The organism is Rhodococcus sp. KRD197 (assembly GCF_017168235.1).
Classification (GTDB): Bacteria; Actinomycetota; Actinomycetes; order Mycobacteriales; family Mycobacteriaceae; genus Rhodococcoides.
This window is the reverse complement of the sequence record NZ_JABFAO010000002.1, coordinates 709,418-736,182: the sequence shown is the minus strand read 5'-3', so window position 1 is coordinate 736,182 and position 26,765 is coordinate 709,418. Positions and strand designations below refer to the sequence as shown.

The following is a 26,765-nucleotide window of genomic DNA, read 5'->3' as shown; positions in this document are numbered from 1 at the left end:
CGTCGGCAGCGTCAGATGTGAAGAAGAGCCAGCCCCCCACCAGGTCGTCGATCAATCGCAGTTGCTTGTCCGAAAGCCCCGTCGCGCCGGCCCCGAGCAGCCAAGACCGCAGCACGCGTCGGCGAAGCGCCACCGGCACCGCTATGAGCGCCGTCACATCGAGATCATCACCCGCGAGCGCACCACCCAGAAGATCGTCAGCGAGGGCGTCGAGCACGTCGCCATCCTCGCGGAGCTGCGTGGCGGTACGCCCGAGCGCCTGAGCGACGCCCCCACCCAACACGTCCTCGAGCAGCGGCAGAACCTCCTGACGCAGACGCACACGGGTGAAATCCGCACTGACATTCTGCGGGTCCTCGTGCGGGTCGAACCCGAGTTCGGCGCAGGCTTGCCTGGTCACCGCCCGGCGAACGCCCAGCAACGGCCTTCCCCACGGTGAATCCCACGGCATCATTCCGGCGATCGATCGCGGCCCGGACCCACGCGCCAAACCCAACAGCACAGTCTCGGCCTGATCGTCGAGGGTGTGTGCGATCAACACCGCAGCATCACCGCGTGCAGTCTCGAGCGCGGCATAGCGGGCACGGCGCGCAGCCGCCTCCATTCCGCCATCACCACCGACGTGCACCGTCGTCACCGTCGCATCGACGCATCCCAGCATCAAAGCGCGGCGGGCCGCGGTCGCGGCGACATCTTCGGAACCCGGTTGTAGGCCGTGGTCGACGACGAGCGCCACCACTTCCGGGAACTCCGCGACGGCAGCGGCAGTCAGCGCCAGCGAATCGGCGCCACCGGACAGGGCGACGGCGATCGGGGTGGCGGCGCGGACGGCGCGGGCCCGTTGCACCGACCAGGAACGCACCGCATGTCGGAGCTCGAGAACAGCCGGGCCCTCGGGCAACATCAGCCCAGCACTCGGGCGATCCACCGGTCCGGGTGCTCGATCTCGTCCAGCAGCGGCAAAGTCCCGGCGTCGGTCCACACGGTGTTGAAGCGCTCCATCCCCACAACTCCGACAACGTGGTCCACGAAGGCTTTCCCCCGCACGTACTGCGCCATCTTGGCGTCCATACCGAGCAGCGCACGAATCACCCGCTGAAGCGGGTTCTGCTTGCGTCGACGTCGACTGTCGAACGCGCTTCGGATCTGCAGCACCGACGGCACCACCGCGGGCCCGACGGCATCCATCACGTGATCGGCGTGCCCTTCGAGCAGCGTGCCGAGCACGAGAAGACGGTCGATCGCGTCGCGTTGCACCGGAGCCTGCGTCGCGCGCAGCAGTCCGAGGATGCCCGCGTCCTCGGCCCGGTGCGATTCCTTGCGGTTCTTGAGGGCACCGGAAACCCTGGCAGCGAGCTCGGTCAACGGCTCGTCCACACTCTCGGACAGCACCGAGACCGAATCGCGCATGTATTCACCGAGCCACGGCGCCGAGGAGAACTGCACCCGGTGTGTCACCTCGTGCAAACACACCCAGAGGCGGAAGTCGCTCGGCGATACACGTAGTGCCCGCTCGACGGCGATGATGTTGGGTGCGACGAGCAACAGCGTGCCGTTTTCCCCGGTGAACGGGTCGTACTGTCCGAGGATCGCGGTCGACAGGAAGGCCAACATCGCACCTGCTTGCAGACCCGCAGGCTTGCCACCGAGCACGCCGCCCAGGCCGCCCGCGGCTCCGCTGCCGAGTCCGCCCGATGTCTCCCCTTCGCCCGTCAGGTGCTTCATCGACGCTGCTGCGGCGTCGATCCATCCGGACCGGTCGACGATCTGGGCGTCAGGAACCGGGAGGCCGTCGGCCAGCCCTGTCGTCTCGCGCACCGGCCCCTCGGCGCGGACCGACGCATCCGCGAGCTCGGCGAACGCGGCATCGAAGGTGTATCGCGAGGTCGACGGCCCTTTCGGAGCCAGTTTGGACCCGGTCTTGGAGGCCAGCCGCCAATCGACGGACGCCCCGAAACCACGGCCTGTCTCGTCGCTGCTTGTCGTTTCCGTGCTGTCGGTCACCGGCAACCACACAATCTGAGCGTCGACGCCACCGCATCCAAAGCGGGCCTGCTCACTTCTGGCGGCTGGTCGTTGGACATGAGTGCGAACGTGAGTACTCTCCCGTCAACATCGACGACGTATCCAGCGAGAGCGCTTGCTGTCGACAGTGTGCCAGTTTTTGCCCGCACCCATCCGGCGCCGATGCGGCTGTTGGTGGCGTACCGATCCGACAGGGTGCCGGTGGACCCTGCCACCGGCAGGTAGTCGAGCATCGGGCGCAGATCGGGACGTTCAGATCCAGCCGCCGAGGTCACGATCCGATCGAGCAGCCGGGCCGGAATGCGATCGTCCACGGACAGGCCACTCATATCGTGCAACGTCAACCCGGACAGGTCGTAGCCGGCCGAGTTCAGCGTCCGGCTCACCGCGTCCACGGCACCGCCGAATGATGCCGGTAGGCCCATCTCGATCGCGATCTCTCGACCGACCGCCTCGGCGAGGACGTTGTCCGAAAGCTGCATCATCTGGCCGAGCCGGACCCGCAGCGGGGCCGACTGCACGCTCGCCACCTGGTCCGACCCCTCGGCCGCGGAGCCGATCGCGACGAGCGCTGGATCGATTCCCAGCCCGGTCGCCAACGATCGACCCGCGTCCAGTGCTGGTTGCGCGCTGCGCGGAGATTCGTCCTCGAGCGGAATCGACCTGCCGCCGTCGATCATGATGGGCTCGATCGGGGTGATGTAGCCGGCGGCGACGTCAGGGTCGAACCATCCCTGAGCCATCGTCGGACCGGTGTATGCGGAGGTGTCCACCAGTATCCGATTCACCTCGACACCCGACCGCTCGATCTGCTCGACCAGGTCGTCGATCCGCGCCGCGCCAGGGTAGTACCCGGAGCTGCCGGCCGGCTGCGCCGTCAAAGTCGGGTCGCCCGCCGCGACCACCACGATCTCGCCGTCGACCTGGCCCCTGACCACGCGTGTCAAGACGCGGTGCTCCGGCGGAAGCGTCAACATGGCTGCGGATGCGGTCAACAGCTTCGCCGTCGACGCAGGTGTCATGGGCGCGTCCGGATTCTGCGACCACAGCACCTCACCGCTGACCGCGTCCGCGACAGCACCCGAGAACGTGCCCAACCCCTCCGAACCGACGACAGGAGCCAGTGCGGCAGCAAGACCCTCCGCAGTGGGAATCGAGTCCGAATCCGGTAGCGGAACGATGACTGGACTCGGCATCACCGGATCCGGTTCCGGTGCGCTCGCCTCTGGAAGCGAGTCACCGGAGACGTTCGGGACGATCGCCGCGACCGCGGTGGCCCCCGTGGCGAGCAGCACAATCACACCGAGTGCCAGCAGAATTCGGGCTCTACGCCGCTTCCGACCGGCGGTCGGACCGAAGAATCGCTTGGTCAACCCCGCCAACGCTCCTCCACATGAGTTCTGCCGTCGATCCACACCGTCGGCGCCGGAACTGCCCGGTGGCAGCTTCTTCAACAGTATCCACGGGTCCGGTACGCTGGCGCCGCCACCATATTGCGTCACTCCATACGTACGCGAATAGAAGAACAGCGAGGACTGCACGTGCCGTTCGACGTCACCATCGAGATCCCCAAGGGTCAGCGCAACAAGTACGAGGTCGACCACGAGACCGGTCGCGTCCGCCTCGATCGCTACCTGTACACGGCGATGGCTTATCCGGCCGACTACGGCTACATCGAAGGCACCCTCGGCGAGGACGGCGATCCGCTGGACGCATTCGTACTGCTCCCCGAATCGGTCTACCCCGGAGTAGTCGTCGAAGCGCGCCCCGTCGCGATGTTCAAGATGGTCGACGAAGCCGGCGGAGACGACAAAGTGCTCTGCGTTCCCGCAGGCGACAAGCGCTGGGACCACATTCAGGACCTGAGCGATGTCTCCACCTTCGAACTGGACGCCATCAAGCACTTCTTCGTCCACTACAAGGACCTGGAGCCGAACAAGCACGTCACGGCAGCCGACTGGGTCGGGCGCGCGGAAGCAGAAACCGAAATCGCTGCGTCGTTCAAGCGTTTGACGGACAATCCGGGGCACTGAGCACGTATCGCGAACTTGTACAGACGAGACCAGCAAGCACGGTAACCGAGGCAAGTCACAGGTGGGGAGAACCATGACCGACAGCAACACGACGGGCGAGCGCCGGAACTCGGAGTCGCGAGCAATATCCGATCCAGCTCAGTTCCCCGACCTGCCAGTCACCGTGGTGCTCGACCGAATCCCGGTACCCATTCTCGCCGTCGACCCCAGCGGCGGGATCGTCTTCGCGAACGAAGCGTTCGACGAACTGTTCGGCACCGACAGGTCCGAGCGGGCCGATTTCCACCTGCATGACATCTTCCCCGACCAGGCACCCGAGGGTGTCAACGTCGCAGACATGTTCCTCACCACCGTCGCTACCCGCGCCGACTCCCTGTGGCGCATGACCGACAAGACCGGGGATGTCGTTCAGGTCCGCGCGAGCAAGTCCATCCTCCGGCGCGCCGAGGACGACCTCGTCCTCGTTGCGTTGGAAGACTTCACCGACCAGCTCTGGAACGACCCCAAGAGCGCGCTTCGCTGACAGATCGGCAGGTGCGCGTGAGCCCAGCGTGCACCTGCCGAGCGCTCTGGCTCACGGCCGGCTTGGTTGAACTTTCTCGTAGTCGGTGAGGAACCGATCCAACAGATTCACCAACGCAACACGATCCTCCCGCGCCCAGTTCTGGATCACCGCACCAAGATGAATCGTCCGCTTGCGAAGCATCCGATCGGCAACCTCGCGGCCCTTCTCCGTCACCGCCAACACATACGCGCGACCGTCCTTCTCGTCACGCACTCGCTCCACATGACCGTGGTCGACCAACTGGCTGACCTGCCTGCTCACGGTCGACGGATCTGAATTCACCAAAGCCGCCAACTCGCTCGACCGCATCGGACCGTCCCGGAAAAGTCGAAACAGGCACACGAACGCCGCGCCCTCCACGCCACCGGACTCGGCCGACAACTGGGCCAACTTCCGCTCACGCAACCGCTGCAGCCGAACCAACTGCGTACCGAGTTCCTCGGCGCATTCCTCCATCTCAGCTGCCGCTTCTGTATCCATGTCAGCTGCCGCTTCTGTATCCATCTCAGCTGCCGCTTCTGTATCCATCTCAGCTGCCGCTGAAGTTCGCCGGGCGTTTCTCGAAGACTGCCGTGATTGCTTCCGTCAGATCGTTCGAGGCCAGGAACGCCGCATTCCACGCCGCCACGTAGCGGAGGCTGTCGTGGACAGCAGCCGAACGCGAATGATCGAGCACCGTCTTCACGCCCTGCACCACCAGTGGCGCGTTCGCCGCGATCTCCGCCGCCGTCGCGCGCGCCCCTTCGAGCAGCGCGTCGTAATCGGCGAACACGTCGTTGACCAGGCCGATCTTCTCGGCGCGCGCAGCATCGATGTCCTTGCCCGTCAAGGCGAGCTCACGCAGGTGCCCGTCACCGATGATGGCCGGAAGCCGTGCCAGTGAGCCCATGTCCGCGACGATCGCGACCTTTACCTCTCGGACACTGAACTTGGCGTCCGCGCTGGCGTAGCGAATGTCCGCGGCGCTGATCAGATCGAGTCCGCCGCCGATGCACCAGCCGTGCACGGCTGCCACGACGGGCTTACGACAATCTGCAACCGCGTTGGTCGCAAGCTGCATCCTCTTGATCATGTCGTGGAAAACCGTGCGCGGACCCGCCAGCGCCTTGTCCGCCATCAGCGGCGCGAACTCGCCGCCCATGGCGGCGAGATCCAAACCGTAGGTGAAGTGCTTGCCGGAACCTGTCAGGAGAATCGCCCGAACCTCGGGGTCGGCATCGAGCTCGGCGAACAGCTGCGGGCACTCGGTCCAGAAATCGTGACCCATCGCGTTGCCCTTGCCAGGCCCGAGCAGCGTCACCGCAGCGACGTGGTCGGAAATCTCGACCGAGAATGCGTTCCAGTTACGTTCCGTCATCTTGCCGAGCCTAATGGGTCGCTGTTCTGCACTTGCGCGAGAGCGCGGCCTCCGGGAGGCACGGCTTGTTACGCCGCGTAACACCTGGGGAAACACCGTAGTTGTTCTCTGGCGCTTTGCCCCATGCGCGGCCCATCATGACTTTCATGATGATGCACTGGGGTCTTGGGTTGGAGACGTTCAACGACCTACCGCGTCGCAAAGCCATCCACGCGCTGTACGAATGCTGCTGCTCGTTCACGTGGGCGTCCCGGGTTGCCGACGCCCGGCCATTCAGGTCATACGCCGAACTCATGGCGCGCGCCGACGACGAGCTCGGACAATTGTCCGACGCCGACGTCGACCGCATCGTTTCCACGCATCGATCGGCAGGGAAGGTGTGCTCGGGGATGGACGCTGCCACGCAGAGCGTGTTCATCGACGCGTGCCGTATGTATGTCGAGCGCTATGGCTACGGATACATCGTGTCCCCGCCGGTGCCCGAGGATGGCACGGCCGAGGACGAGCCGGACTCGCGGTTGATACTCATCGATCTCGGACACCGGCTCGACAACAGCCTGGAGACCGAGCGCAAAGTCATGCGCGATGAGCTCGCCAAGATCAACCACACCAGAATCGAGCGAGTCTTGGGACCGGAAGAGGGCTGGCCGTTCTGAAAAGCTGGGTTAGATCAGGCCGATAACTCGGCCGATGAGACCGATGACCACGATGAGCACCACTACCCCGAGCACACCGAGGAAGATCACCGGCAACTTCAGTGTTCGCTGCGGTGGTTCGTGCTGGGGCCCGCCGACGCCTGTCTCCGCGGGTGGAGTGTCACCGGGCGTGACGCTGCCACCACTTTCGAGGCCGGCAGTTTCACTCGGATCAGGGTTCTCAGCAGACATGACCGACGGTTACCCGGTAGTGACCGGATCAACCACGTTCCGCGGCGCGGGAAATCGCGCCTAGAAACAATTCGGTGATCGCATCACCGATGGCCCGCTGATCGATCTGCTCGGGATCCACCGAGTGTTCGACGGCCAGACCCGAGATCAGGGCCAGCAGTGACGTCGCAACTCCGCGCGCATCGAGCGAATCCTGCACTCCCCATGCTGCCGCCCGCTCGCGGATCAACGCCTCGAGTTCGCTGCGTAAGTGACGACGTTCACTCCGATACGCACCGTTGAGCGCCGGGTCGCGGCCCGCTTGAATGGCAAATTCGGTCACCAACAGTGGCCAACGCGGCTCATCGACGAGCCACGACGCGATGGCGTCGCCACTTCGTCCTGCGGCGTCACCCGGCCCCAGCCCCGAGACGGTCTCGATGACCCGGGCGGCGAGATCCATCGACTTCTTGGCCAGCAACTGAGCAAAGAGCGCCTGCTTGGAGTCGAAGTTGGAATAGACGGCACCCTTGGTGAACCCCGCGCGGCGGGCGATGTCCTGCAACCTCGCCGCCGCGTACCCGTTGTCGGTGAACTCCTCGGCAGCCGCATCGAGCAGCCGTTCACGGACGTTTTCCCGCCCGGGCCGAGGCAGCGGCCCACCGGAACGCGACGGCTGTGTCGGTGGCCACGCTTCTTGCCCCTCAGCACTCACGATACCTAGAGTATTCAATACCTCGGGTATCCACAATGTCGATATCCACAATGTCGAAGGAGTTCGTATGCGCAGGATTTGTTGGCTCGCGTTCGGGGTGCTGATACTGCAGCTCGGTTTCATCGCGAGCTACGTGGCGGCGTTCCACCAACCGACGCCTCGGGACATTCCCATCGCTGTCGTCGCCGAACAGGGCCTGCCCGCCGATATCGCCATCGACACCGCAGCGAGATTGAACGCCATCGACGGCGCCCCCTTGGCCGCGCGAACCGCCGACAGCACCGGCGAGGCCCGCACGCTGCTTCGTGACCGTGAGATCCTCGGCGCCTACGTCCTGAGCCCCTCGGGTACGGACACCCTCGTCACCGCGAGCGCGGCAGGTAGTTCCATTTCCGCTGCGCTGGAGTCGATCTTCACCGAGGTGGAACAGTCACAGAACCGTCAGTTCGTCGTGCGCGACGAGATTCCAGTGGGCATCCACGACAATCGCGGCTTGTCCGGCTTCTACCTCGCAGTGGGCTGGGTGGTCGGCGGCTACCTCCTGGCCGCTGCCATCGGACTACTCGTCGGCGCCCCGAACTCGCTGCGAGAGGCCGCATCTCAACTCGGGGTCTTCGCCGCGTATTCGGTGTTGTCCGGCGCACTGGGGGCGTGGCTCGTCACCCATGTCCTCGGAACCTTCGCCAGCCATTGGTTTCCGCTGTGGCTTCTCGGCGCCGGAGTCGTCTTCGCTACATCGGTGTTCACGCTCGGCCTACGAGCCGCGATCGGAGTCGCCGCCGTTCCGATTGCCATCATCGTCTTCGTGATTCTCGGAAACCCCAGCGCAGGAGGCGCTTTCGGCCCCAACGTACTACCCGAGTTCTATGCCGCTGTCGGTCGCTGGATCACACCGGGCGTCGGCACCGAGGGCGTCCGCAGCATCGTGTACTTCTCCGGCACCGGCCTGGGACAACCGGCGCTCGCGCTGGCTCTGTATGCCGTCGTCGGCGTCGCATTGCTGCTCGTATTCACCGCTCACAGGACCCGATCGTCGGACAGGCACGAGGAGCAGCAGCCAGTATCCTGACCGGCATGACCGCAACCTTCCCGCTCCCCCTACCCGATCTGGCCGTCCGAACCCTGGGCGGCGCGGTCGTCTGGGCGAACGACGAAACCTTTGCGGAGAAAGAAAATCTGGTCAAACCGGGCAAGCCCGACTACCAGAGTGCAACCTTCGGACACAAAGGCCAGATCTACGACGGTTGGGAGACGCGCCGTCGTCGCGAGGACGGGTACGACGAGGCGATCGTCCGACTGGGCGCTCCCGGTGTGATCCGCACCATCATCGTCGACACAGCCTGGTTCACCGGCAACTACCCGCCCCGCATTTCCGTGGAAGCGGCGTCGGTGGACGGATTCCCGTCGGCGCAGGAGCTGTACGAGAACGCCGAATGGAAGACCATCGTGGCGGTCAGCCCTGTTCAGGGCGACAGCGAGAACCGCTTCGACGTCATCTCGGACGAGCGATGGACGCACGTCAAGCTGTCCATCTACCCGGACGGCGGGGTCGCGCGACTGCGTGTCCTCGGACGCGGGCGCCCGGACCCGGGTTTCGCCGCCGCCGGCCCATTCGATCTGGCCGCTCTCGAGAACGGCGGATACATCTCCGCGTGCTCGAACATGTTCTACAGCTCACCGAACAACCTGCTGCTGCCCGGCCCGCCACGTTCGATGGGCGAGGGCTGGGAGACCTCCCGTCGCCGAAGCGGATCCAACGACTGGGTGCAGGTGACCTTGGCAGGCACCGGCACTGTCCGACTGGCCGAACTCGACACCACCTGCTTCATCGGCAACGCACCGGGCGCGGCGTCGCTGAAGGGTCGCCTCGGCGATGGCGAGTGGGTCGAACTTCTCCCCCGCACCCGGCTGCAACCGGACACTCGCCACCGATTCCTCATCGAGGAAGACGAACCGGTGTCCGAGGTGAGGATGGACATCTTCCCCGACGGCGGCATGGCGCGATTGCGGCTCTTCGGCAACGTCACTGCCTAGACAACCGCAAGCGGGTGATGCCTGGAAACCGCGTGATGACTGCGAATTTCGGGCTGTGGCAATATCCTCGAGTACATGCCCCGGCTTCTACATCCGAACGCCGCCCACGTGGCCGACATCTTGATCTCGCGCGGGCATCACGGGGTCGTCATCACCGCACCCGAGCCGACCGCAACCGCGGCCGCCGCCGCTCGGTCGCTGGGGGTGCCCGTCGGCGCGATCGTGAAATCGTTGGTGTTCCTACTCGACGACGATCCGGTGCTGCTGCTGGTCTCGGGCGATCACGAGGTCGATATGACAGCGACGGGCGCACGGCTCGGCGGCACGCTGACCCGTGCGCCGCTGGAGCTGGTGAAGCACTCGACGGGGCAACCGATCGGCGGCATCGCGCCGGTAGGTCACCCGACCAATCTGCCGACGTACATCGACGAAGCGCTCGGCGATCACCCAGAAGTGTGGGCGGCGGCCGGGCATCCCAACACGGTCTTCCGAACCAGTTATTCCGAGCTGTTGCGGATCACTGCCGGGCTCGCGGTCCGCGTCACCTGAGCGCGCATCGAGAATGCCGTCACGACGCGATCACACCGTCACCGGGGAGCATCCCCGTCGCTGCACGCACGGCCTCGGCAGAGAACACCACTCCTCGCTTCTCGAGCCACGACACCACGCCGAGGGCTACGGCTGCGAGAACCCGCGTATCGGCACCGACCGGGATCAGGGTGACACCGTCTGCGACCTCGGCTGCTCCGATGTCCGCGATCAGACCGGCGAGCCCGGACGGCGTCCCGACGTACCGGATCGAGTTCGGTACCGCCGGGCTGTCCGAGGCCGCGAACTCCCGGCGAGCGGTGCGCGCATCGTCGGCGATCCAGATCTCGATGTCGAGAAAGACGGCGACGCTGTCGGCGTCGTCACCTGCCGCAATGGCCTCGGAACGTGCTCGAAGACGAATCTGCTGGCTTTCGCGCAGGTCGGCGGCGTGGATGCGCCGGAGCGTTTCGTGCGGCGATGCGTTGTGGGCTGGTGATACGTCGGTGATTTCGGTCCACGCACCGCGACGACCGACTGCGACACGAACGGCTGAGGTGGATGACATGCGGTGTACTCCTCGGGTAAGGGCGCCGAACTACGGGGTTTGGATCGAACCCGCAGCCCAACACGATCCCGACGAGGTGCGGCAGAGATCAAGATGCCTGCGCCGCCACCAGCGGCCCGGCCGCAACGCACTCGCACTCGCACTCATCCAGCGATGCTAACCGCATGCGCCGCGCGCGGGGATTCGGCACCGGGATCCACCATCCTTGTTCCTCCTGGTACGTCTTCGGCGGATGCCCCGCGATGACCACTCTTCGATCGCGCCACGGCAACAAGACCACCCCATGTGAGTGGTTGTACGTGCCAGGTTATGTACAACCACTCACATGGGCCGAAGGCCCCTTCCCGAGTAGACTGCCCCGGTGCCGAGCTCGTAATGACTGTTCACCTGCAGGCCAACCGAACATGAGATAACGATCAACGACCTACGAGTGCCCGACGAGATGAAGGAAACCCGGTTGTCCGTGCAATCACAATCGGAATCGGCAGACGCTCAGCCCGCTGCCGCCGTACCTGATGTATATCTGCGCTCGGAGCGTGCTCCGAGCCCGCGCACCCTCATCGACATCTTGCGTGCGACCACCTCGCGCTTCCCCGACGCCACCGCCATCGACGACGGGTCGGTGTCGGTCACCTACCGCGAACTTCTCGAGGACATCGACGAGGGCGCGCAGTGGCTGGCCCGGGCCGGAGTTCGACGCGGTGATCGCGTCGGCATCCGGATGCCGTCCGGCTCCTTCTCTCTGTACGTCGCCATCCTGTCGATCCTCAACGTCGGGGCGGCGTATGTGCCCGTCGATGCCGACGATCCGGACGAACGCGCCGAGCTGGTGTTCGGCGAGGCCAAGGTCACCGCGGTCGTGACGGCGGGCGGCATCGCCGCCGGTACGGCAGACAAGCAGGACATTCCAGCGCCGGAGACTCTCACCATCCCGGCACCAGAGGACGACGCCTGGGTCATCTTCACCTCGGGCTCGACCGGGACTCCCAAGGGTGTCGCCGTCAGTCACCGCAACGCCGCGGCCTTCGTCGATGCAGAAGCCCGCATGTTCATGCAGGACGATCCGCTGGGCCCGGGTGACCGGGTGCTGGCAGGGCTGTCCGTTGCGTTCGACGCCTCATGTGAGGAAATGTGGCTCGCGTGGCGCCACGGCGCCTGCCTGGTGCCTGCCCCGCGTTCGCTGGTACGAAGCGGTTTCGATCTCGGCCCCTGGCTCGTCTCGCGCGACATCACCGTCGTCTCGACGGTTCCCACCCTCGCCGCGCTGTGGCCTGCCGTCGCACTGGAAGCGGTTCGGTTGCTGATCTTCGGCGGCGAGGCCTGCCCGCCGGAGCTCGCCGAACGCCTCGCTGTCGACGGCCGTGAGGTATGGAACACGTACGGACCCACCGAGGCCACCGTCGTGGCATGCGCGTCGATCATGGACGGCAAAGGCCCGGTCCGCATCGGTCTACCGCTCGACGGCTGGGATCTCGCCGTCGTCGACGGAGCCGGCAAGCCAGTTTCCGTCGGCGAGGTCGGTGAACTCGTCATCGGTGGAGTCGGACTCGCCCGCTACCTGGACCCGGCGAAGGACGCCGAGAAGTACGCGCCGATGCCGACGCTCGGGTGGGACCGCGCCTACCGCAGCGGTGACCTGGTCAAACTCGAGCTCGAAGGTTTGCTGTTCCAGGGCCGCGCCGACGATCAGATCAAGCTCGGCGGCCGACGCATCGAGCTCGGCGAGATCGACAATGCGTTGCAGTCACTTCCCGGTGTCGGTGGTGCGGCCGCCGCCGTCCGCAAGACCGGTACCGGCAATTCCGTGTTGGTCGGATACCTTGCCAGCACCGATCCCAACTTCGACCTCGACGCTGCGCGCACCCTGCTCGCCGAGCAGCTTCCCGCGGCACTGGTGCCGCGCCTCGCGCTCGTCGAGGAGATGCCCACACGCACCTCGGGCAAGGTCGATCGGAACGCACTACCCTGGCCGCTCCCAGGAAAAGCCGAGGCCGCGGATCTGGGCGGAACCGCCGGCTGGGTGGCGCAGCTGTGGACCAACATCCTCGGCGCCCAGGTCACCGACGAGAACGCCGATTTCTTCCAGAACGGCGGCGGCTCGTTGTCGGCCGCACAGTTGGTGACGGCGCTGCGGGAGAGGTTCCCGGAAATCACCGTCGCGCAGCTCTACGACCATCCTCGGCTCGGGTCGCTGGCCCGGTACCTCGACGAGCTGAAACCGCCTCTCGAGGTGGTTCCGCGTGACGTCGAACCCACCTCACGCACCGCTCAGTGGGCGCAGATCGCGGCTACGGTCCCGCTGACGACGCTGACGGGCCTGCAGTGGGTCACCTGGCTCGGCATTCTGTTCAACGTCATGTCCTGGTTTGCCGACGTGACCTGGGCGCCGACGGTGTCGTGGTGGTGGATTCTCCTGGCGTTCGTTCTCTTCATCACCCCGGTCGGGCGTATGGCCATCTCGGTGGTCGGTTCCCGAATCTTGCTGGCCGGGCTGAAACCGGGTGCGTACCGGCGCGGCGGCAGCATGCACGTTCGCCTGTGGGCGGCGACGCGGCTGACCGACGCGAGCGGGGCGTCGAACCTGTCCGGTGCGCCGTGGATGGTCTACTACGCCCGCGCGCTGGGCGCGAAGATCGGCAAGGGCGTCGACTTGCACACCCTGCCGCCGGTGACGGGAATGCTCGAGCTGGGCGACGGGTGCTCGGTCGAACCCGAGGTCGATCTCAGCGGCCATTGGATCGACGGCGACATCGTCTACATCGGTGAGATCAAGATCGGCGCGGGTGCCGCTGTCGGGGCGCGCTCGACGGTGCTCCCGGGTACGTCCATCGGCAAGAACGCGGTCGTCAGTGCCGGTTCCGCCGTCGTCGGTCGGGTCAAAGCGGGCCAGCTCTGGTCCGGGTCGCCGGCGACGAAAGTCGGCAAAGCCGAACATCCTTGGCCGCAGGAGGCCCCGCCCCGCGCCACTCATTGGGTGCTCGCCTACGGGGTGGCCTCACTGTTCCTGTCCGGGATGGCGATCTTCTCGATCGGTGTCTCGCTGGTGCTGATGGGCTGGTGGCTGCACACAGCGTCGACGCTGACCGGTGCGCTCGGTCGGGCCGCGATCATGCTGCCGGTCGCGACGCTCGTCTCGCTGGGCACCTTCGCACTGATCACTCTTGTCGCGGTGCGCGTTCTCAGCATCGGACTCACCGAGGGCTATCACCCGGTGCGTAGCCGCATCGGGTGGCAGGTGTGGGCGACGGAACGTCTCATGGACTCCGCCCGTACGTTCTTGTTCCCGATCTACGCGGGCCTGCTCACCCCACACTGGCTTCGACTCCTCGGTGCCAAGATCGGCAAGGACGTCGAAGCGTCCACCGTGCTGATGATTCCCAAGTTCACCACTGTCGCCGATGGTGCCTTCCTCGCCGACGACACGATGGTCGCCAGCTACGAGCTCGGCGGCGGGTGGATGCACCTCGGTGACGCGAAGGTCGGCAAGCGCGCGTTCCTCGGCAACTCCGGCATGACCGGGCCGGGTCGCACTGTCCCCAAGAACGGACTGGTCGCGGTACTGTCCGCGACACCGGACAAGGCCAAATCCGGTTCGTCGTGGCTGGGCAGCCCGCCGGTGCGGTTGCGCCGGGCCGCGGGACGAGCCGACTCCTCGCGCACCTTCGATCCACCGACCAAGCTCAAGATCGCCCGCTCGCTCGTCGAGACCTGCCGTTTGTTGCCCGTCATGGTCACGTTCGGCATCGGGCTCGGGGTGCTGTTCGGTCTCACGGCTCTGGCCGAGAATTACGGCTGGTGGCTCGCTGCGCTGCTGAGCGGGGTAGTGCTACTCATCGCCGGCGCCGTCGCCGCCGGAGTGTCCGCGGCGGCGAAGTGGATGTGGGTGGGCCGCATCGACAAGGTCGAGCATCCGCTGTGGAGTTCTTTCGTGTGGCGCAACGAGGTCGCGGACACGTTCGTCGAGATGGTGGCCGCGCCATGGTTCGCGCGCGCTGCAGAGGGTACTGCGGTACTGAACATCTGGTTGCGCTGGTTGGGCGCCGATATCGGCCGAGGAGTGTGGTGTGAAACCTATTGGCTGCCCGAGGCAGACCTCGTGACGCTCGAAGACGGGGCCACGGTCAATCGAGGGTGCGTTGTTCAGACACATCTGTTCCATGATCGGATCATGTCCATGGACAGCGTGACACTCGGAAAGGGCGCAACTCTGGGACCGCACTGCGTGGCACTTCCCGCCGCAGGTATCGGTGAGGGGGCCACAGTCGGTCCTGCATCGCTGGTGATGCGCGGGGACACCGTGCCGGACCACACACGGTGGCAGGGCAATCCGATCGCGCCGTGGGCGAAGGGCGACCCCTACGCACGCATCATGCCCGCCGAGGAGAACTGAGTGAAGTCCGACCGGTCCAAGCTGGTGGCACCCGTGTTCGACCACGGCGCGAACAGCGACCCGATCGACGACTATCTCCCCGAGAACGGCAATCGCGGCTACCGCGTGTCGCGGTACGAGCTGGACCTCGAATACAAGGTCGAGAGCAACAGGCTCGCCGGCCGAGCGAAAATCACCGCCGTCACGACGGCGACGGTCGCGAAGTTCGCGTTCGATCTCGGTCCTGCGCTGCGGGTCTCGAAGGTATCGGTCAACGGTTCACGCTCGGTGAAGTTCGCCCACCAGCGCGGCAAGCTGACGATCACTCCCGCCAAGCCCATCGCCTCCGGGGCTGCTCTGGTGGTATCCGTCCAGTACAGCGGTACTCCCGAACCCATCAAGGGTTTCTGGGGTGAGGTCGGCTGGGAGGAGTTGACCGAGGGGGCGATCGTGGCGAGTCAGCCGAACGGGGCGGCGTCGTGGTTCCCGTGTGACGACCACCCGGTCTCGAAAGCCAGCTACGGCATCACCATCACCACGGACTCGCCGTACTACGCGGTGGCCAATGGCACGTTGATGCGTAAGCAGACGCGCGCCAGCCGCACGACGTGGGTGTACGAGCAGCCCGAACCGATGGCGACGTACTTGGCCACCATTCAGATCGGCCACTACAGCCAACACATCACCAGCAGAGGGCCCGTCGAGATCAAAGCGGTTCTCCCGCAACGACTTCGACGTAATTTCGACTACGATTTCGGTCGTCAGACCGAGATGATGAGCACCTTCTCCCGGCTGTACGGGCCGTACCCGTTCGCCGCGTACACCGTCGTGGTCACCGACGATGACCTCGAGATCCCCATCGAGGCGCAGGGGTTGTCGATCTTCGGCGCCAACCACTGTTCGGGGACTCGCAACTTCGAGCGGCTCGTCGCGCACGAGTTGGCGCATCAGTGGTTCGGCAACTCACTGACCCTGGGCAAATGGAAGGACATCTGGTTGCACGAGGGGTTCGCGTGCTACTCCGAATGGGTGTGGTGCGAGCACGCCGACGGTGCGCCCGCAGCCGCCAAAGCTCGTCGCGTCCACCAGATGCAGCGCGGACTCCCCCGAGATCTCGTGCTCGCCGACCCCGGACCGGACAAGATGTTCGACGACCGCGTGTACAAGCGCGGGGCGTTGACGTTGCATGCTCTGCGCACCACGATCGGCGACGACAAGTTCTTCGAACTCATCCGAGAATGGACGTCGAAGTACCGCTACTCGACGGTGAGCACAGTCGACTTCACCGACCTCGCTTCCCGTTTCGGGTGCCCCCGCGACTTCTGGGAGCCCTGGCTCGGGAGCACCATCTTGCCCCCGCTGCCCTGATTTCGCGATCTAACCTCCTGTTGTGCGCCAAATCGTCTGTTTCGCGCACAACAGGAGGTTAAATTCGTGGGCGGACCAGGTGCGCGCTGGATCGACTGCGCACGAACACCCAGCAGAACGCGGCCATGACGGCCCCGAAGGTGAAGATCATCGGGTAGGTCACCACACCCGGCCACTGCTGCGTGATCGCGGACAAGATCGCCGGCACCGCGAACCCGAGGTAGGTGAGGGAGTAGAACACTGCGGTGAGTCCGGCCAAGTCGTCGGGCCCGGCGATGCGCTGCACCTCCTGCAGACCCGACACCAGCGCCATTCCATAGCCGCACCCGAGGACGGCCGCGGCGATGAGCGCTGCCGCGATGGTCAATTCGGATGCCGCCCACGCGGCGAGCAGCATTCCGAAAACGAGGATCGACAATGATACGAGTGCGCCGCGCGCGGCAAGCGGAGTGTCGATCCGGCGTCCGACGGCTTGAATGGCAAAGCCGGCGCCGAGCGCGATCACGGACATCAACGCGGACAACGCGATCGGATATCCGCCGCTGCGCTCCGCCATCAGCGACGGTAGCACCGCGTACGCGACGCTCGCCGCACCGAACACCCAGGGCGCCAGCGGCAGCACGATCAACAGGAACCGTTTGTGCTGTGCTGCCGGGATTTTCAGGTCGTCGATCAAGCGCCCTTGCTGCGCGCGCTCCCTGGTTTCGGCTACCGAGAGCATGCCGATTCCGGCGGCGATGCAGATGATCACGTGGACTGCGTAGGCGAGATGGGTCGGCCACGGTGCCCATTGAGCGAGCACGCCCGCGACACCGGCGCCGAGCGCGAACCCCGCGGTCAGGCTCATCGCAGCGCGACGGGCACCGGTGCCGTCGGCAGTTGCCGGGTCCAGGGCGGAAAGCTCTTTGATCCAGCTACCGCCGACGGCCATGCCGATGCCGAGTGCGATACCGCTGAGGACCCGTCCGGCGAACAGCAGTGCCGCCGTATCCGGGCCCAGGGCGATGAGAATCGACCCGGCTGCGGCCACCGCCGTCGCGGGCAACATGACCGGGCGGCGACCGAGCCGATCCGACAACGGACCGCAGATGAGCAGTGCGGGAACGATTCCGAGGACGTAGGCGAACAGGAAGGTGTCGACGGTGACGGCGGAGAATCCGTGTTCGAGCCGATACATCACCAGCAGCGGCGTGAACTCGTTGCCGCCCCAGGCCACGGCGAACATACCGGCGGCGACGAGAATCCACTTCCTGGCGCCGAGGTCGACGGCCTGCGCGACGGTACTCGACTCGGTCATTGCATGCCCCCTGCGTTCAGTCCGTGTGTGCGACGCATGTGCGCGTCGACCGCGTTCGAGAACCCGTCCGCGTCGGCGGCCTCGATCAGGTCCGTGAGCCGGGTGTGATCGTCGACGATGCGCAGAATCTGTTCTGGTTCGCGGGCGAGCGAGCTGGTCGTCATCCGCCGCTGACGCTCCCGCAGGCCCGCGTAGAAGGCGTCGAGCAGCGGGTTGCCGCCGGCGCGCACGATGAGTCGGTGGAAGTCGGCGTCCGCGGCGCTGAATTCGGCGCGGGTGCCGGTGGCGGCGATCTCACGTTGGCGGCCCAGGCTTTCCCTCAGGTGGCCGACGAGTTCCGTCCGGACCGGATCGTTTTTCGCGAGGGACCGCACACTGCCGGTTTCGACGAGCCACCTCGCGGACACGACGTGTTCGGCCTCACCTGGGGCAATGGGAACAACGAGTGCGCCGCGTTTGGGATACAGCCGCATCCACCCTTCGACCTGCAGGCGGAGGAACGCCTCGCGGACAGGGGTGCGGCTGATGTTCATCCGTGCAGCGATATCGCCCTCGCTGACCAATTCGCCGCCGGGCAGCTCACCGGTGACGATCAGCTCCTTGACCGTCGCGTACGCCTGCTCGGAGGCGGAAGTTCCCTTAGACACAACATAGATACTAGATGGCCACCCGAATGCATGTACCGCCGGGTAACAAGAAACCCGGCTCCAGTAGAGAACTTAGGATCGGCATACCTTATAGTTTCCGGCGTGGCCAGCAAGACCAACCAGACAAAGCGTCCATTTGTGCACTTCGCGTGCCAACTGGGTCGGTTCGGCGATGCACCCGCCTTGCTGGCGGGAGACGAGACGGTCACCTACCGCGATCTGGACAAGCGCGTAGAACGACAGGCCAGGGAGCTCGGAAGTAGCCGTCGTCTGGTGCTGGTCGCCGGTGCAAACACGATCGACTCGATCGTCACCTACCTCGCAGCGCTCCGCGGCGGGCACCCGGTGTTGCTGGCCCCAGGCGAGAACATCGACGGGCTGATCGCGGCATACTCCCCCGATGTCGTCGTACGCGCCGTCGACGGTCGAACGGTCGTCGAGGAACTCCATCAGCACACCGCGCACCGCCTGCACCCCGACCTCGCCTTGCTGCTGAGTACCTCTGGATCGACCGGGTCACCGAAGCTCGTGCGCCTCTCGCACAGCAATGTGCAGTCCAACGCCGAATCGATCGCGGACTATCTCGCGATCCGCGACACCGATCGCGCTGTCACGACGCTGCCCATGCACTACTGCTATGGGCTGTCCGTCATACACAGCCACCTGCTGCGCGGCGCCGCACTGGTGCTCACCGACACCTCGGTTACCGATCCTGAATTCTGGGATATCGTCCGGGCCCAACGCGTCACCACCTTCGCGGGAGTGCCGTACACCTTCGATCTGCTCGACCGCATCGGGTTCGATCAGCTGGATCTGCCCGACCTGCGCTACATCACTCAGGCCGGCGGTCGGCTGCCCCCAGAGCGCGTTCGAAGCTACGCCGAACTCGGCCGACGCCGCGGTTGGGACCTGTTCGTCATGTACGGGCAAACCGAGGCCACAGCCCGGATGGCCTACTTGCCACCAGATTTCGCCGCCACCCATCCGCACACCATCGGGCGGCCGATTCCCGGCGGATCCTTCCGACTCGAGCCCCTGGCCGACGCCCCGGACGGGACTGGCGAGCTCGTATATTCGGGGCCGAACGTCATGTTGGGGTATGCAGAGGCCCCCGAGGACCTCGCGCTCGGGGACACTCTGGCGGGCGAACTGCGGACCGGCGACCTCGCCAAGTGCACCGATGAAGGGTTGTACGAGGTGGTCGGCCGCCGAAGCCGATTCGCGAAAGTGTTCGGCCTGCGTATCGATCTTCAGCACGTCGATTCTGCACTCGCTCAGCGCGGGCTGACCGCCTGCTGCACCGGTGGCATCGACGAACTCGTCACGGTCGTCGAAAACAGCGGTGATGTGGAAGATGTGCGGCGATGGACCGCCGAGGCCAGTGGCCTTCCCGTCTCGGCGGTTCGCGTGTGCGTCGTCGACGAGCTTCCCCGGACATCGACCGGGAAGCCGGACATCCGAGCCGTCGCCGAGATTGCCGGCCGTCGCGAAATCGGTCCCGACTCTATGGTGACGAGCACCGATGTGAAGGCTCTCTACGCCGATATCCTGCACTGCCGGACTGTCTCCGACGACGACACGTTCGTGAGCTTGGGCGGCGATTCGCTCTCGTACGTTCGGATGTCCCTCCGGCTCGAGGAACTGCTCGGCTCCCTCCCCGAGAACTGGCACATCACCCCGGTCGGCGACTTCGTGCACGCTCCGAGGCCGCGACGCGGCTGGCGCCGAGTGGAAACGAATGTGCTGCTGCGTGCGATCGCCATCATTCTGATCGCCGGATCGCACATTCACCTGTTCACGTTGCTCGGTGGGGCGCATGTGCTCCTCGGGATTGCCGGCTACAACTTTGCTCGTTTTCACCTCGGTTCGGCCGAACGCAAGGAACGCATGCGTCGTGCGCTCATCAGCGTCGCCAGGATCGCCGTGCCCAGCATGGTCTGGATCGGGGCCGTCATCGCGCTCACGGGCGACTACCGCGTCACCAGCGCATTCCTGCTCAACGGGATCTTCGGCCCGGACGGCTGGTCCGCGGAATGGAGATACTGGTTCGTCGAGGCGATCGTGTACATCGTCCTCGTTGTTGTTGCGGTGCTCTACATTCCAATGGTCGATCGTCTCGAACGGATCCACCCGTTCTGGTTCGCCATGGCGCTCGTGGCCCTGGGGCTGGTGACGCGCTACGGTCTGGTCGACGTCGACGACGGCCGCAACCGCATCCTGACCGCGTCGGTGGTGTTCTGGTTGTTCGCGCTAGGTTGGGCCGCCGCCCGGGCGAGCACTGTGTTGCACCGAATGTGCGTTACCGCAGCCATAGTGGCCACAGTCCCTGGGTTCTTCTTCGGTGAGACACAGCGCGAGATTCTCGTCGTCGGTGGGCTCTGCCTGCTCGTGTGGGTCACGTCGGTCCCCTGCCCCGCGCTGGTCGGACGGATCGCCGGGGTGCTGGCGAGCGCTTCCCTCTACATCTACCTCACGCACTTCCAGGTGTACCTCCCGCTGCGTGACGACCATCCCTGGCTGGCGCTATTTCTGTCGATAGCGGTCGGCATCTGTTATTGGCAGGCCGTGACCTTCGCAACTGCCCTCTGGCACCGGTGGAACCCAAAGGGCGCACGTCTGGTCAAACCGTGTGTCGAATCGACGGTGGGACGATAGCGCGACGCGGAATCGGACTCGAATACGCGACGCTCGTGGTCACCGAGCCCAGTGCGCCGATCCGGCCACTGATCCGTTCGAGGTCGCGCATCGACACAGCCAGAACCTTGATGATGAAGCAGTCGTCGCCGGTGACGTGGTGCGCTTCGACCACCTCTGGCGTCGTATCCAGTACGTCGTGCAACGGCTTGTAATTGCTACTGGGATAGCGGAGTCGAAGATAGGCGAGAATCGGATAGCCGAGCTTCTCCGGGTCCACGTCGGCGGTGTACCCACGGATCACTCCCCTGTCCTCGAGTCGACGCACACGTTCGCCGACGGCGCTGGTGGACATGTGGACCCTCCGACTCAGTTCGGCGATGCTGAGCCGGCCGTCCTCTTGGAGCGCGGAAAGCAGCTCTGCGTCGACGGTATCCATTGGGGGCGTCTGATCCTCGGCCATCCAGTGATAATGCCACCGAATCGACGGCCAAGAGCGCGCAATGCCGTGAAGTCCATCTTCCCTGCTCGATACGCGGCATCTAGCGTTGACGGTGTCAGGCGCGGCCCGCCAAGCGAGGCTGTCGAGCGGTGAATACGGAAGGGGCAGCATGCCTTCGGAGCAGATGGCTTTCTATCGGAACAAACTGGCATACGAGACGGATTCCTCGGATCTATACGCGGCATTGCAGCAGGAGGGATCCAGAGTCGTCGTCATCGACGGTCGCAGCCGTGATGCTTTTCTTGCGGAACACATCCCAGGCGCGATCAACGTGCCCCATCGCACGATGTCGTCGGCGACGTTGGAAGGGTTCGCCAAGGATAGGCGGTACGTCACCTACTGTGACGGAATCGGATGCAATGCCTCCACGAAAGCCGCAATGAACATGCTGGAGTTGGGTTTCGACGTCTCCGAGCTACTGGGCGGTCTCGACTGGTGGCGGCGTGACGGATACGCGACGGAGGGCAAGAACGCCCAGCCGGCAACGCTGCCGTCCAACTGCGGGTGCGACGGGTAGTCGACCCGATTCGAATCCTGGGTCAATCGATCTCGAGTTCGTAGTAGAAGGACGTCGGACCACCTGGGCCACCCTCGTGACAGTCGAATCCCCGTTTTTCGTAGACGTGCCGGGCCGCCTCGTCGTCCGCGCTGGTCGCCAGATCTATTTGCGTGGCACCCCGTTCCTTCGCATGGGCGATGACGCCGTCGAGGAACGCGGTGCCGTGACCCTTGCCGCGGTGAGCGGGTTGGATGTAGAACTCGGCCAGGTACGCCTCCTGGGCCTCGGTCCACGTACCGGTCCGAAAACGGAGGACCGCCACACCGATCCCGGGGGCGCCGAACGTCAACACACTCGTATCGCCAGCATGGATGAGCTTCGCAAGATGGGCTGCAAGCCAATCGGGTTCAGGCGCAGGATCGTCGTATTCTCGATTGAAGTCGACGAGTAGCTGAGCTGCATCAGCCAATCCGTCGGGGTCCAGTACGTTGCACGTACCGAGGTCATTGTTCATGACGTGCCTTCCCGGTCAGCCCCTCGACATGACCAAGGCATGCGCGTCACGCAAACCCAAGCCTGCCTGTCGGGTCGTGCGGTGTGTCAGTTCGCGGGCGGCTTGATGTCCTTGCCTGCTGCAATGTCGCGGAGCCACTGCGGGACGGGCTCCTTGTCGTATTCGCGAAGTTTGATGGAGGCTCCGGCGGCAGCCGCGCGGACCTTCCGGCGTTGCTCGGGGGTCCAGGCCCGGCGCGGTTCGGTGGTGGTCATGAGCGCTCCTCGCGGTGTGCAGTAGGACCATTGTCGCTGTTGTCGTCGGTTTCCGCCAGGTCGTCGCTGTCGGCGGCGATGTCCCGGTCTGCGATTGCACGGAGCGTCCGCCGATCGGTCCTGGCTATAAACGGTGTTGCCGCGACGGTGCCGAACACGGTCCAGCCGAGTGCGGCTTCATCGGGATTGTCGCTGACGGTGCGCTCGAGGCACCAGGTGATGCGTTGCCAGGATTGGGCGCGGTTGTCGGCACGAGTGCGTTGGCTGACGGTTCCGGCGACGCCGACGATGGCAAGTAGTCCGACGACGAGGGTGATCCATGCTTGCGCTGGCACGGGCAGGCTTCCTTCCCGTAGTGGAATTCGTTGGGGAGGGTCCCGGGTCGCTGGGGACTGTATTCCAACGAACCGACAGCAACGGCGCTCGACTGCTACGGCACCAGCCGCATTCGCAGTAGGAGTAGTCTCAGGCGCCCCCGGGGCGGGCAGCTGCGTCGTCTGGGACATCGATGCCGTCCTAGACAAGATCACGATCGGTGGTCAAAATGTCCACGCTGGACAGGACCTTCGAAGCCACCGATGGAACGCGCCGATCAGTAGACAGGAATACCCTCGATGCCGGGTTCAACTTGGGATGTGAACACTCCTGGAGTCATGCAATTGCCCTCCGGCCGCCTTATCCGGGGGCGAGGGTTGCGCCATCCGGCTACCAATGGTCCGCCGCCGGAACTCGGGGTATATCTGCAGGGCAGGGAGCCTGCCGGGTTCGAGTGGGACAGCCGATGGGTGCGGTGGTGGGACTTCTGGTTGCCTTCCGATCAACAGGCATTCGCGGGCGTACTTCGAGAAGTGTTGCAGCGCTGCACAGTCGAGCGGGTCGAGATTTCCTGTAGCGGCGGTCTGGGGCGAACAGGTATCGCGCTGGCATGCCTCGTCGCCCTCGATGGACTGCCGGGCCAATACGTCGTCGACTACGTCCGTAGGAACTACTCACATCGAGCTGTCGAGACACCGTGGCAGAGGCGATTCGCGACGAGGTTCGACGCACGTCACCTCTGCTCTGAGCAGAATAGCTCGCTACCCCGTCGAGCGAGATCCTGGCGGCCGTCGTGGGCAGCCAGGATCAGGTCGGGGGTGATGCCGCGCCCCTGTGCCTACCAGTACCGAGGTAGACGACGGGGTCAAGCAAGAAACTTTGCACGTTGCCCTAACGTGTAAAAAATCAGGCCATTTCTTTACATGTGATGCGATACGTGGGATCGTCCACCCATGACCGCGTGGCAACCCGACACTCCATACAATCAGCTTCCTCCACCCCCGGGCACCGAAGTGCTGGAGACCCGGGCGGTCTTGAAGGCTGCCATCGCGGCAAACACCGCTCTCGCAAAGCTCGACCAGGCGGTTGTATCGATACCGAATCCGACAGTGCTCATCAACTCGATTCCGCTTCTGGAAGCGCAGGCAAGCTCGGAGATCGAGAATATCGTCACCACGACCGACGAACTCTTCCGCCACCTGGATGACGACGCCGGAGCGGATCCAGCCACCCGGGAGACGCTTCGATACCGGACAGCCCTCAAAGTGGCCTTCGATCGAACGATCGAGCGCGGGTTGACCACAGCCACCGCGATCGACGTCTGCAGCACGATCAAGGGCCGTGAGATGCAGATTCGAGCGATTCCAGGTACTCGTATCGGCAACCCAGCTACCGGCGAGGTGACGTACAGCCCTCCTGAAGGTCGCGCCCTGATCGAGGAGAAACTGAGCGAATGGGAACGCTTCGTGCACGCGGACGACGGCATGGACCCGCTGGTACGGATGGCCGTCGCCCACTATCAGTTCGAGGCTATCCACCCCTTCGCCGACGGCAACGGCCGGACCGGACGAATCCTCAACGTCATGCTGCTCATCGAGGCGGGGCTGCTCAGAATGCCTGTGCTCTACCTCTCGCGCTACATCATCGACACGAAAAATGACTACTACCGCCTGCTGCTGGCCGTGACGTCCGAAGCGGGCTGGGAGGCGTGGGTGCTCTACGTCCTCGCAGGTATCGAACGGACGTCGAACGACACGCTCCGCAAAATCGAGGCGATCCGGACATTGCAGGAGGATTTCAGCCACCGGGCCCGTGCAGTCTCGAAGGGTGGCGCGGATTCGGAGTTCCAATCGGTGCTGTTCGAGCAACCCTACTGCCGCATCAACACGGTCGTCTCGAGATGCGGCGTCTCACGTCCGACAGCGACGAGCTGGCTGAACGCGCTGGCAAAGGAAGGTCTGCTGCAAGAAAACAAGGTCGGGCGGGACCGACTGTTCATCAACCGAGAGTTCCTTCGAATACTGGTCCGGCCGGAAGGCACCCCAGTTCAGGGGTGAATAGCAAAGAACTTCACACGACAACTGAATGTGTGAAGAAATCTCCCAATTCTTTACACATCAGGCCCGGCGTGGTGCTGGCTACGACACTGCCCACCCTCGCTTGGTCAATATCAGGGCTGTGATCCACCCCAACACAGCACAGACGAGCGGAACGCCGACCACGAACAGCAGTGGAGTCTGGGTGAAGCTCACACCAGTCGAGCTGGTGCTCTCGTCGACGAAAGCGAAAGTCGACCTCGATGTCGCGTCAGAAAGGAATGCGAGTACCACGGTCGTCACAAACCCCAGCGCTAGACCGAAAACAGTCAGCAAGCCTTTCAAACTCCGCATCGACACACGCTCCTTGGATTGGAGGCTGACCTGGCAATTACGAGCCGATAGGGGGCGTGCCCCATGGCTGATCCGCTGGCGGTGTCGAGATCAGAACTCGAAGACCTGGCGAGCAGTGACTCGACCGGCCATGAGGTCGTCGAAGCACTCGTTCACGTCGTCCAGTTTGCGCGACACTGCCGACACCGTCGTGCGCCCGGCCTCGTGCAGTGCGAACACCTCACGCAGGTCTTTCCGGGTTCCGACGATCGATCCGAGAACCGAAATTCCGCCCACCACCGTCTCGAAGATCGGAACCGGGAACACACCGTGAGCGGGCATCGAGACGCACACCAGTCGACCGCCGCGTCGAAGCGAACGGAAGGCCTGATCGAACACGCTGGGGATGACGGCCAAAACGATGGCAACGTCCGCTCCACCTTGCGCATTGATCGCCTCGACGGGGTCGACCGTCGACGAGTTGACAGTGTGATCGGCACCGAGTTCACGGGCGAGTTCGAGCTTGTCGTCTTCGATGTCGACTGCCGTGACGAATCCGCCGGCGATCTTGGCGTACTGCACGGCCATGTGCCCGAGGCCGCCTACACCGAATATCGCGACGCGTTGAGCCGGAGTGACACCGCCGACCTTTACGGCCTTGTAGGTGGTCACCCCAGCACATGTCAAAGGTGCCGCATCGAACGAGGAGATGCTGTCGGGCACGCGGACCACGTAACGTGCGTGTGCCACAGCGTATTCTGCGTACGCGCCGTCGATCGAGTAGCCGCTGTTCTGCTGACTCTCACACAGCGTCTCCCATCCGGAGACACAGTGATCGCATTCCCCGCACGCCGACCCGAGCCACGCGATAGCGACGCGTTCGCCAATCCGGTTCGCATCGACCTGCGAGCCGACCGCCTCGATCACGCCAATCCCTTCGTGACCCGGAACGAACGGCAACGTCGGCTTCGCTGGCCAATCTCCCTGCGCAGCATGGATATCAGTGTGGCATACCCCGCAGGTCTCCATTCGCACAAGGACCTGCTCGGGTGCGGGTACAGGAACAGGGATGTCCTTGACGACCAGGGGTCCGCCGAACTCGGTGACAACAGCAGCTTTCATCGTGGGGTTCCTCCAACTTTTCGAAACCGTGCCATTCTCGGCGCTCGAGTGATGCACACTGTCGATAGTGGCGGCTGTGCTGTCTCGAATGTAGGGCCGGAAGTCACCGCCTGACGGGGACAAATCCCGGTGTTCGGTTCACCGGCCAACTGCCCGGAGATAGGCGCCTCGCGCTTGGAGCGCA

General features: G+C 64.7%; 26 protein-coding genes and 1 pseudogene. 12 read left to right on the top strand and 15 right to left on the bottom strand.

Annotation, left to right across the window (positions count from 1 at the left end; all coding sequences use genetic code 11):
- Positions 1–903: 903 nt before the first annotated feature.
- Positions 904–2,004, bottom strand: coding sequence for a zinc-dependent metalloprotease (locus J1M86_RS05675; RefSeq protein WP_307786532.1), 1,101 nt, complete (start codon positions 2,002–2,004; stop codon positions 904–906).
- On the bottom strand, positions 2,001–3,407 hold the full coding sequence (gene dacB, locus J1M86_RS05670) for a D-alanyl-D-alanine carboxypeptidase/D-alanyl-D-alanine-endopeptidase (protein WP_206509165.1): 1,407 nt from the start codon (positions 3,405–3,407) through the stop codon (positions 2,001–2,003). The genes J1M86_RS05675 and dacB overlap by 4 nt, the downstream gene beginning before the upstream one ends.
- A gap of 159 nt (positions 3,408–3,566) precedes the next feature.
- Here dacB and J1M86_RS05665 point away from each other — a divergent pair, with 159 nt between their 5' ends.
- Both J1M86_RS05665 and J1M86_RS05660 read left to right on the top strand, forming a co-directional pair.
- Complete coding sequence (locus J1M86_RS05665) at positions 3,567–4,058, top strand: inorganic diphosphatase (protein WP_206509106.1); 492 nt, start codon at positions 3,567–3,569, stop codon at positions 4,056–4,058.
- Between the two features lie 73 nt (positions 4,059–4,131).
- Positions 4,132–4,581, top strand: a complete 450-nt coding sequence (locus J1M86_RS05660; RefSeq protein ID WP_206509105.1) for a PAS domain-containing protein — start codon at positions 4,132–4,134, stop codon at positions 4,579–4,581.
- A 51-nt stretch (positions 4,582–4,632) separates the two neighbouring features.
- Here the strand turns inward: J1M86_RS05660 and J1M86_RS05655 are convergent, their stop codons facing one another.
- Both J1M86_RS05655 and J1M86_RS05650 read right to left on the bottom strand, forming a co-directional pair.
- On the bottom strand, positions 4,633–5,103 hold the full coding sequence (locus J1M86_RS05655; RefSeq protein WP_075839433.1) for a MarR family winged helix-turn-helix transcriptional regulator: 471 nt from the start codon (positions 5,101–5,103) through the stop codon (positions 4,633–4,635).
- Between the two features lie 49 nt (positions 5,104–5,152).
- Positions 5,153–5,980 carry a crotonase/enoyl-CoA hydratase family protein gene (locus J1M86_RS05650; RefSeq protein WP_206509104.1) on the bottom strand — a complete coding sequence of 276 codons (828 nt, stop codon included), beginning with the start codon at positions 5,978–5,980 and terminating at the stop codon, positions 5,153–5,155.
- A gap of 146 nt (positions 5,981–6,126) precedes the next feature.
- On the opposite strand from J1M86_RS05650, the gene J1M86_RS05645 reads away from it, so the two are divergent.
- On the top strand, positions 6,127–6,636 hold the full coding sequence (locus J1M86_RS05645) for a 2-oxo-4-hydroxy-4-carboxy-5-ureidoimidazoline decarboxylase (RefSeq protein ID WP_206509103.1): 510 nt from the start codon (positions 6,127–6,129) through the stop codon (positions 6,634–6,636).
- 9 nt (positions 6,637–6,645) lie between these two features.
- On the opposite strand, the gene J1M86_RS05640 is transcribed toward J1M86_RS05645, so the two are convergent.
- Both J1M86_RS05640 and J1M86_RS05635 read right to left on the bottom strand, forming a co-directional pair.
- The gene (locus J1M86_RS05640; protein WP_075839432.1) at positions 6,646–6,867 is read right to left on the bottom strand and encodes a DUF6480 family protein; all 222 of its coding nucleotides are present in this window, start codon (positions 6,865–6,867) and stop codon (positions 6,646–6,648) included.
- Between the two features lie 28 nt (positions 6,868–6,895).
- Positions 6,896–7,501: a TetR/AcrR family transcriptional regulator gene (locus J1M86_RS05635; protein ID WP_075839482.1), complete on the bottom strand. Its 606-nt coding sequence runs from the start codon at positions 7,499–7,501 to the stop codon at positions 6,896–6,898.
- 127 nt (positions 7,502–7,628) lie between these two features.
- On the opposite strand from J1M86_RS05635, the gene J1M86_RS05630 reads away from it, so the two are divergent.
- From J1M86_RS05630 to J1M86_RS05620, 3 genes are all read left to right on the top strand, one after another.
- Positions 7,629–8,630, top strand: a complete 1,002-nt coding sequence (locus tag J1M86_RS05630) for a hypothetical protein (protein WP_206509102.1) — start codon at positions 7,629–7,631, stop codon at positions 8,628–8,630.
- A gap of 5 nt (positions 8,631–8,635) precedes the next feature.
- Positions 8,636–9,595, top strand: coding sequence for an allantoicase (gene alc / locus J1M86_RS05625; RefSeq protein ID WP_206509101.1), 960 nt, complete (start codon positions 8,636–8,638; stop codon positions 9,593–9,595).
- Positions 9,596–9,670: 75 nt separating this feature from the next.
- Positions 9,671–10,144: a YbaK/EbsC family protein gene (locus J1M86_RS05620; RefSeq protein ID WP_206509100.1), complete on the top strand. Its 474-nt coding sequence runs from the start codon at positions 9,671–9,673 to the stop codon at positions 10,142–10,144.
- Between the two features lie 19 nt (positions 10,145–10,163).
- Here the strand turns inward: J1M86_RS05620 and J1M86_RS05615 are convergent, their stop codons facing one another.
- Positions 10,164–10,691, bottom strand: a complete 528-nt coding sequence (locus J1M86_RS05615; protein ID WP_075839429.1) for a hypothetical protein — start codon at positions 10,689–10,691, stop codon at positions 10,164–10,166.
- Between the two features lie 457 nt (positions 10,692–11,148).
- On the opposite strand from J1M86_RS05615, the gene J1M86_RS05610 reads away from it, so the two are divergent.
- On the top strand, positions 11,149–15,081 hold the full coding sequence (locus J1M86_RS05610; protein WP_206509164.1) for a Pls/PosA family non-ribosomal peptide synthetase: 3,933 nt from the start codon (positions 11,149–11,151) through the stop codon (positions 15,079–15,081).
- Positions 15,082–16,428 carry a M1 family metallopeptidase gene (locus J1M86_RS05605; protein ID WP_075839428.1) on the top strand — a complete coding sequence of 449 codons (1,347 nt, stop codon included), beginning with the start codon at positions 15,082–15,084 and terminating at the stop codon, positions 16,426–16,428.
- A 58-nt stretch (positions 16,429–16,486) separates the two neighbouring features.
- On the opposite strand, the gene J1M86_RS05600 is transcribed toward J1M86_RS05605, so the two are convergent.
- Both J1M86_RS05600 and J1M86_RS05595 read right to left on the bottom strand, forming a co-directional pair.
- Entirely contained in the window at positions 16,487–17,725 is a 1,239-nt protein-coding gene (locus tag J1M86_RS05600) for an MFS transporter (protein WP_206509099.1), read from the bottom strand.
- On the bottom strand, positions 17,722–18,372 hold the full coding sequence (locus J1M86_RS05595; RefSeq protein WP_206509098.1) for a GntR family transcriptional regulator: 651 nt from the start codon (positions 18,370–18,372) through the stop codon (positions 17,722–17,724). Before J1M86_RS05595 ends, J1M86_RS05600 begins: the two co-directional genes overlap by 4 nt.
- A gap of 102 nt (positions 18,373–18,474) precedes the next feature.
- Here J1M86_RS05595 and J1M86_RS05590 point away from each other — a divergent pair, with 102 nt between their 5' ends.
- Positions 18,475–21,027, top strand: a complete 2,553-nt coding sequence (locus tag J1M86_RS05590) for an AMP-binding protein (protein WP_307786531.1) — start codon at positions 18,475–18,477, stop codon at positions 21,025–21,027.
- On the opposite strand, the gene J1M86_RS05585 is transcribed toward J1M86_RS05590, so the two are convergent.
- Entirely contained in the window at positions 20,993–21,469 is a 477-nt protein-coding gene (locus J1M86_RS05585) for an Lrp/AsnC family transcriptional regulator (protein WP_206509096.1), read from the bottom strand. The genes J1M86_RS05590 and J1M86_RS05585 overlap by 35 nt on opposite strands.
- A gap of 148 nt (positions 21,470–21,617) precedes the next feature.
- On the opposite strand from J1M86_RS05585, the gene J1M86_RS05580 reads away from it, so the two are divergent.
- Positions 21,618–22,025, top strand: a complete 408-nt coding sequence (locus J1M86_RS05580; protein WP_206509095.1) for a rhodanese-like domain-containing protein — start codon at positions 21,618–21,620, stop codon at positions 22,023–22,025.
- Between the two features lie 22 nt (positions 22,026–22,047).
- Here the strand turns inward: J1M86_RS05580 and J1M86_RS05575 are convergent, their stop codons facing one another.
- The 3 genes from J1M86_RS05575 to J1M86_RS05565 all read right to left on the bottom strand — a co-directional run bounded on the left by J1M86_RS05575 (position 22,048) and on the right by J1M86_RS05565 (position 23,110).
- Complete coding sequence (locus J1M86_RS05575) at positions 22,048–22,521, bottom strand: N-acetyltransferase (protein ID WP_206509094.1); 474 nt, start codon at positions 22,519–22,521, stop codon at positions 22,048–22,050.
- A gap of 86 nt (positions 22,522–22,607) precedes the next feature.
- A complete protein-coding gene (locus tag J1M86_RS05570) occupies positions 22,608–22,775 on the bottom strand; it encodes a hypothetical protein (RefSeq protein WP_206509093.1) in 168 nt (55 codons plus the stop codon).
- Complete coding sequence (locus J1M86_RS05565) at positions 22,772–23,110, bottom strand: hypothetical protein (RefSeq protein ID WP_206509092.1); 339 nt, start codon at positions 23,108–23,110, stop codon at positions 22,772–22,774. The genes J1M86_RS05570 and J1M86_RS05565 overlap by 4 nt, the downstream gene beginning before the upstream one ends.
- A 279-nt stretch (positions 23,111–23,389) precedes the next feature.
- Between J1M86_RS05565 and J1M86_RS26230 the strand changes: the two are divergent.
- Together J1M86_RS26230 and J1M86_RS05560 are read left to right on the top strand one after the other, a co-directional pair.
- Positions 23,390–23,821, top strand: a pseudogene (locus tag J1M86_RS26230) (protein-tyrosine phosphatase family protein); the annotation flags it as partial.
- 222 nt (positions 23,822–24,043) lie between these two features.
- Positions 24,044–25,147 carry a Fic family protein gene (locus J1M86_RS05560; protein ID WP_206509091.1) on the top strand — a complete coding sequence of 368 codons (1,104 nt, stop codon included), beginning with the start codon at positions 24,044–24,046 and terminating at the stop codon, positions 25,145–25,147.
- Positions 25,148–25,228: 81 nt separating this feature from the next.
- Here the strand turns inward: J1M86_RS05560 and J1M86_RS05555 are convergent, their stop codons facing one another.
- Together J1M86_RS05555 and adhP are read right to left on the bottom strand one after the other, a co-directional pair.
- Positions 25,229–25,480 (bottom strand): hypothetical protein, encoded by a 252-nt coding sequence (locus J1M86_RS05555; protein ID WP_206509090.1) that lies wholly within the window; start codon positions 25,478–25,480, stop codon positions 25,229–25,231.
- Between the two features lie 90 nt (positions 25,481–25,570).
- The gene (gene adhP, locus J1M86_RS05550) at positions 25,571–26,581 is read right to left on the bottom strand and encodes an alcohol dehydrogenase AdhP (RefSeq protein WP_206509089.1); all 1,011 of its coding nucleotides are present in this window, start codon (positions 26,579–26,581) and stop codon (positions 25,571–25,573) included.
- Between the last annotated feature and the right edge of the window lie 184 nt (positions 26,582–26,765).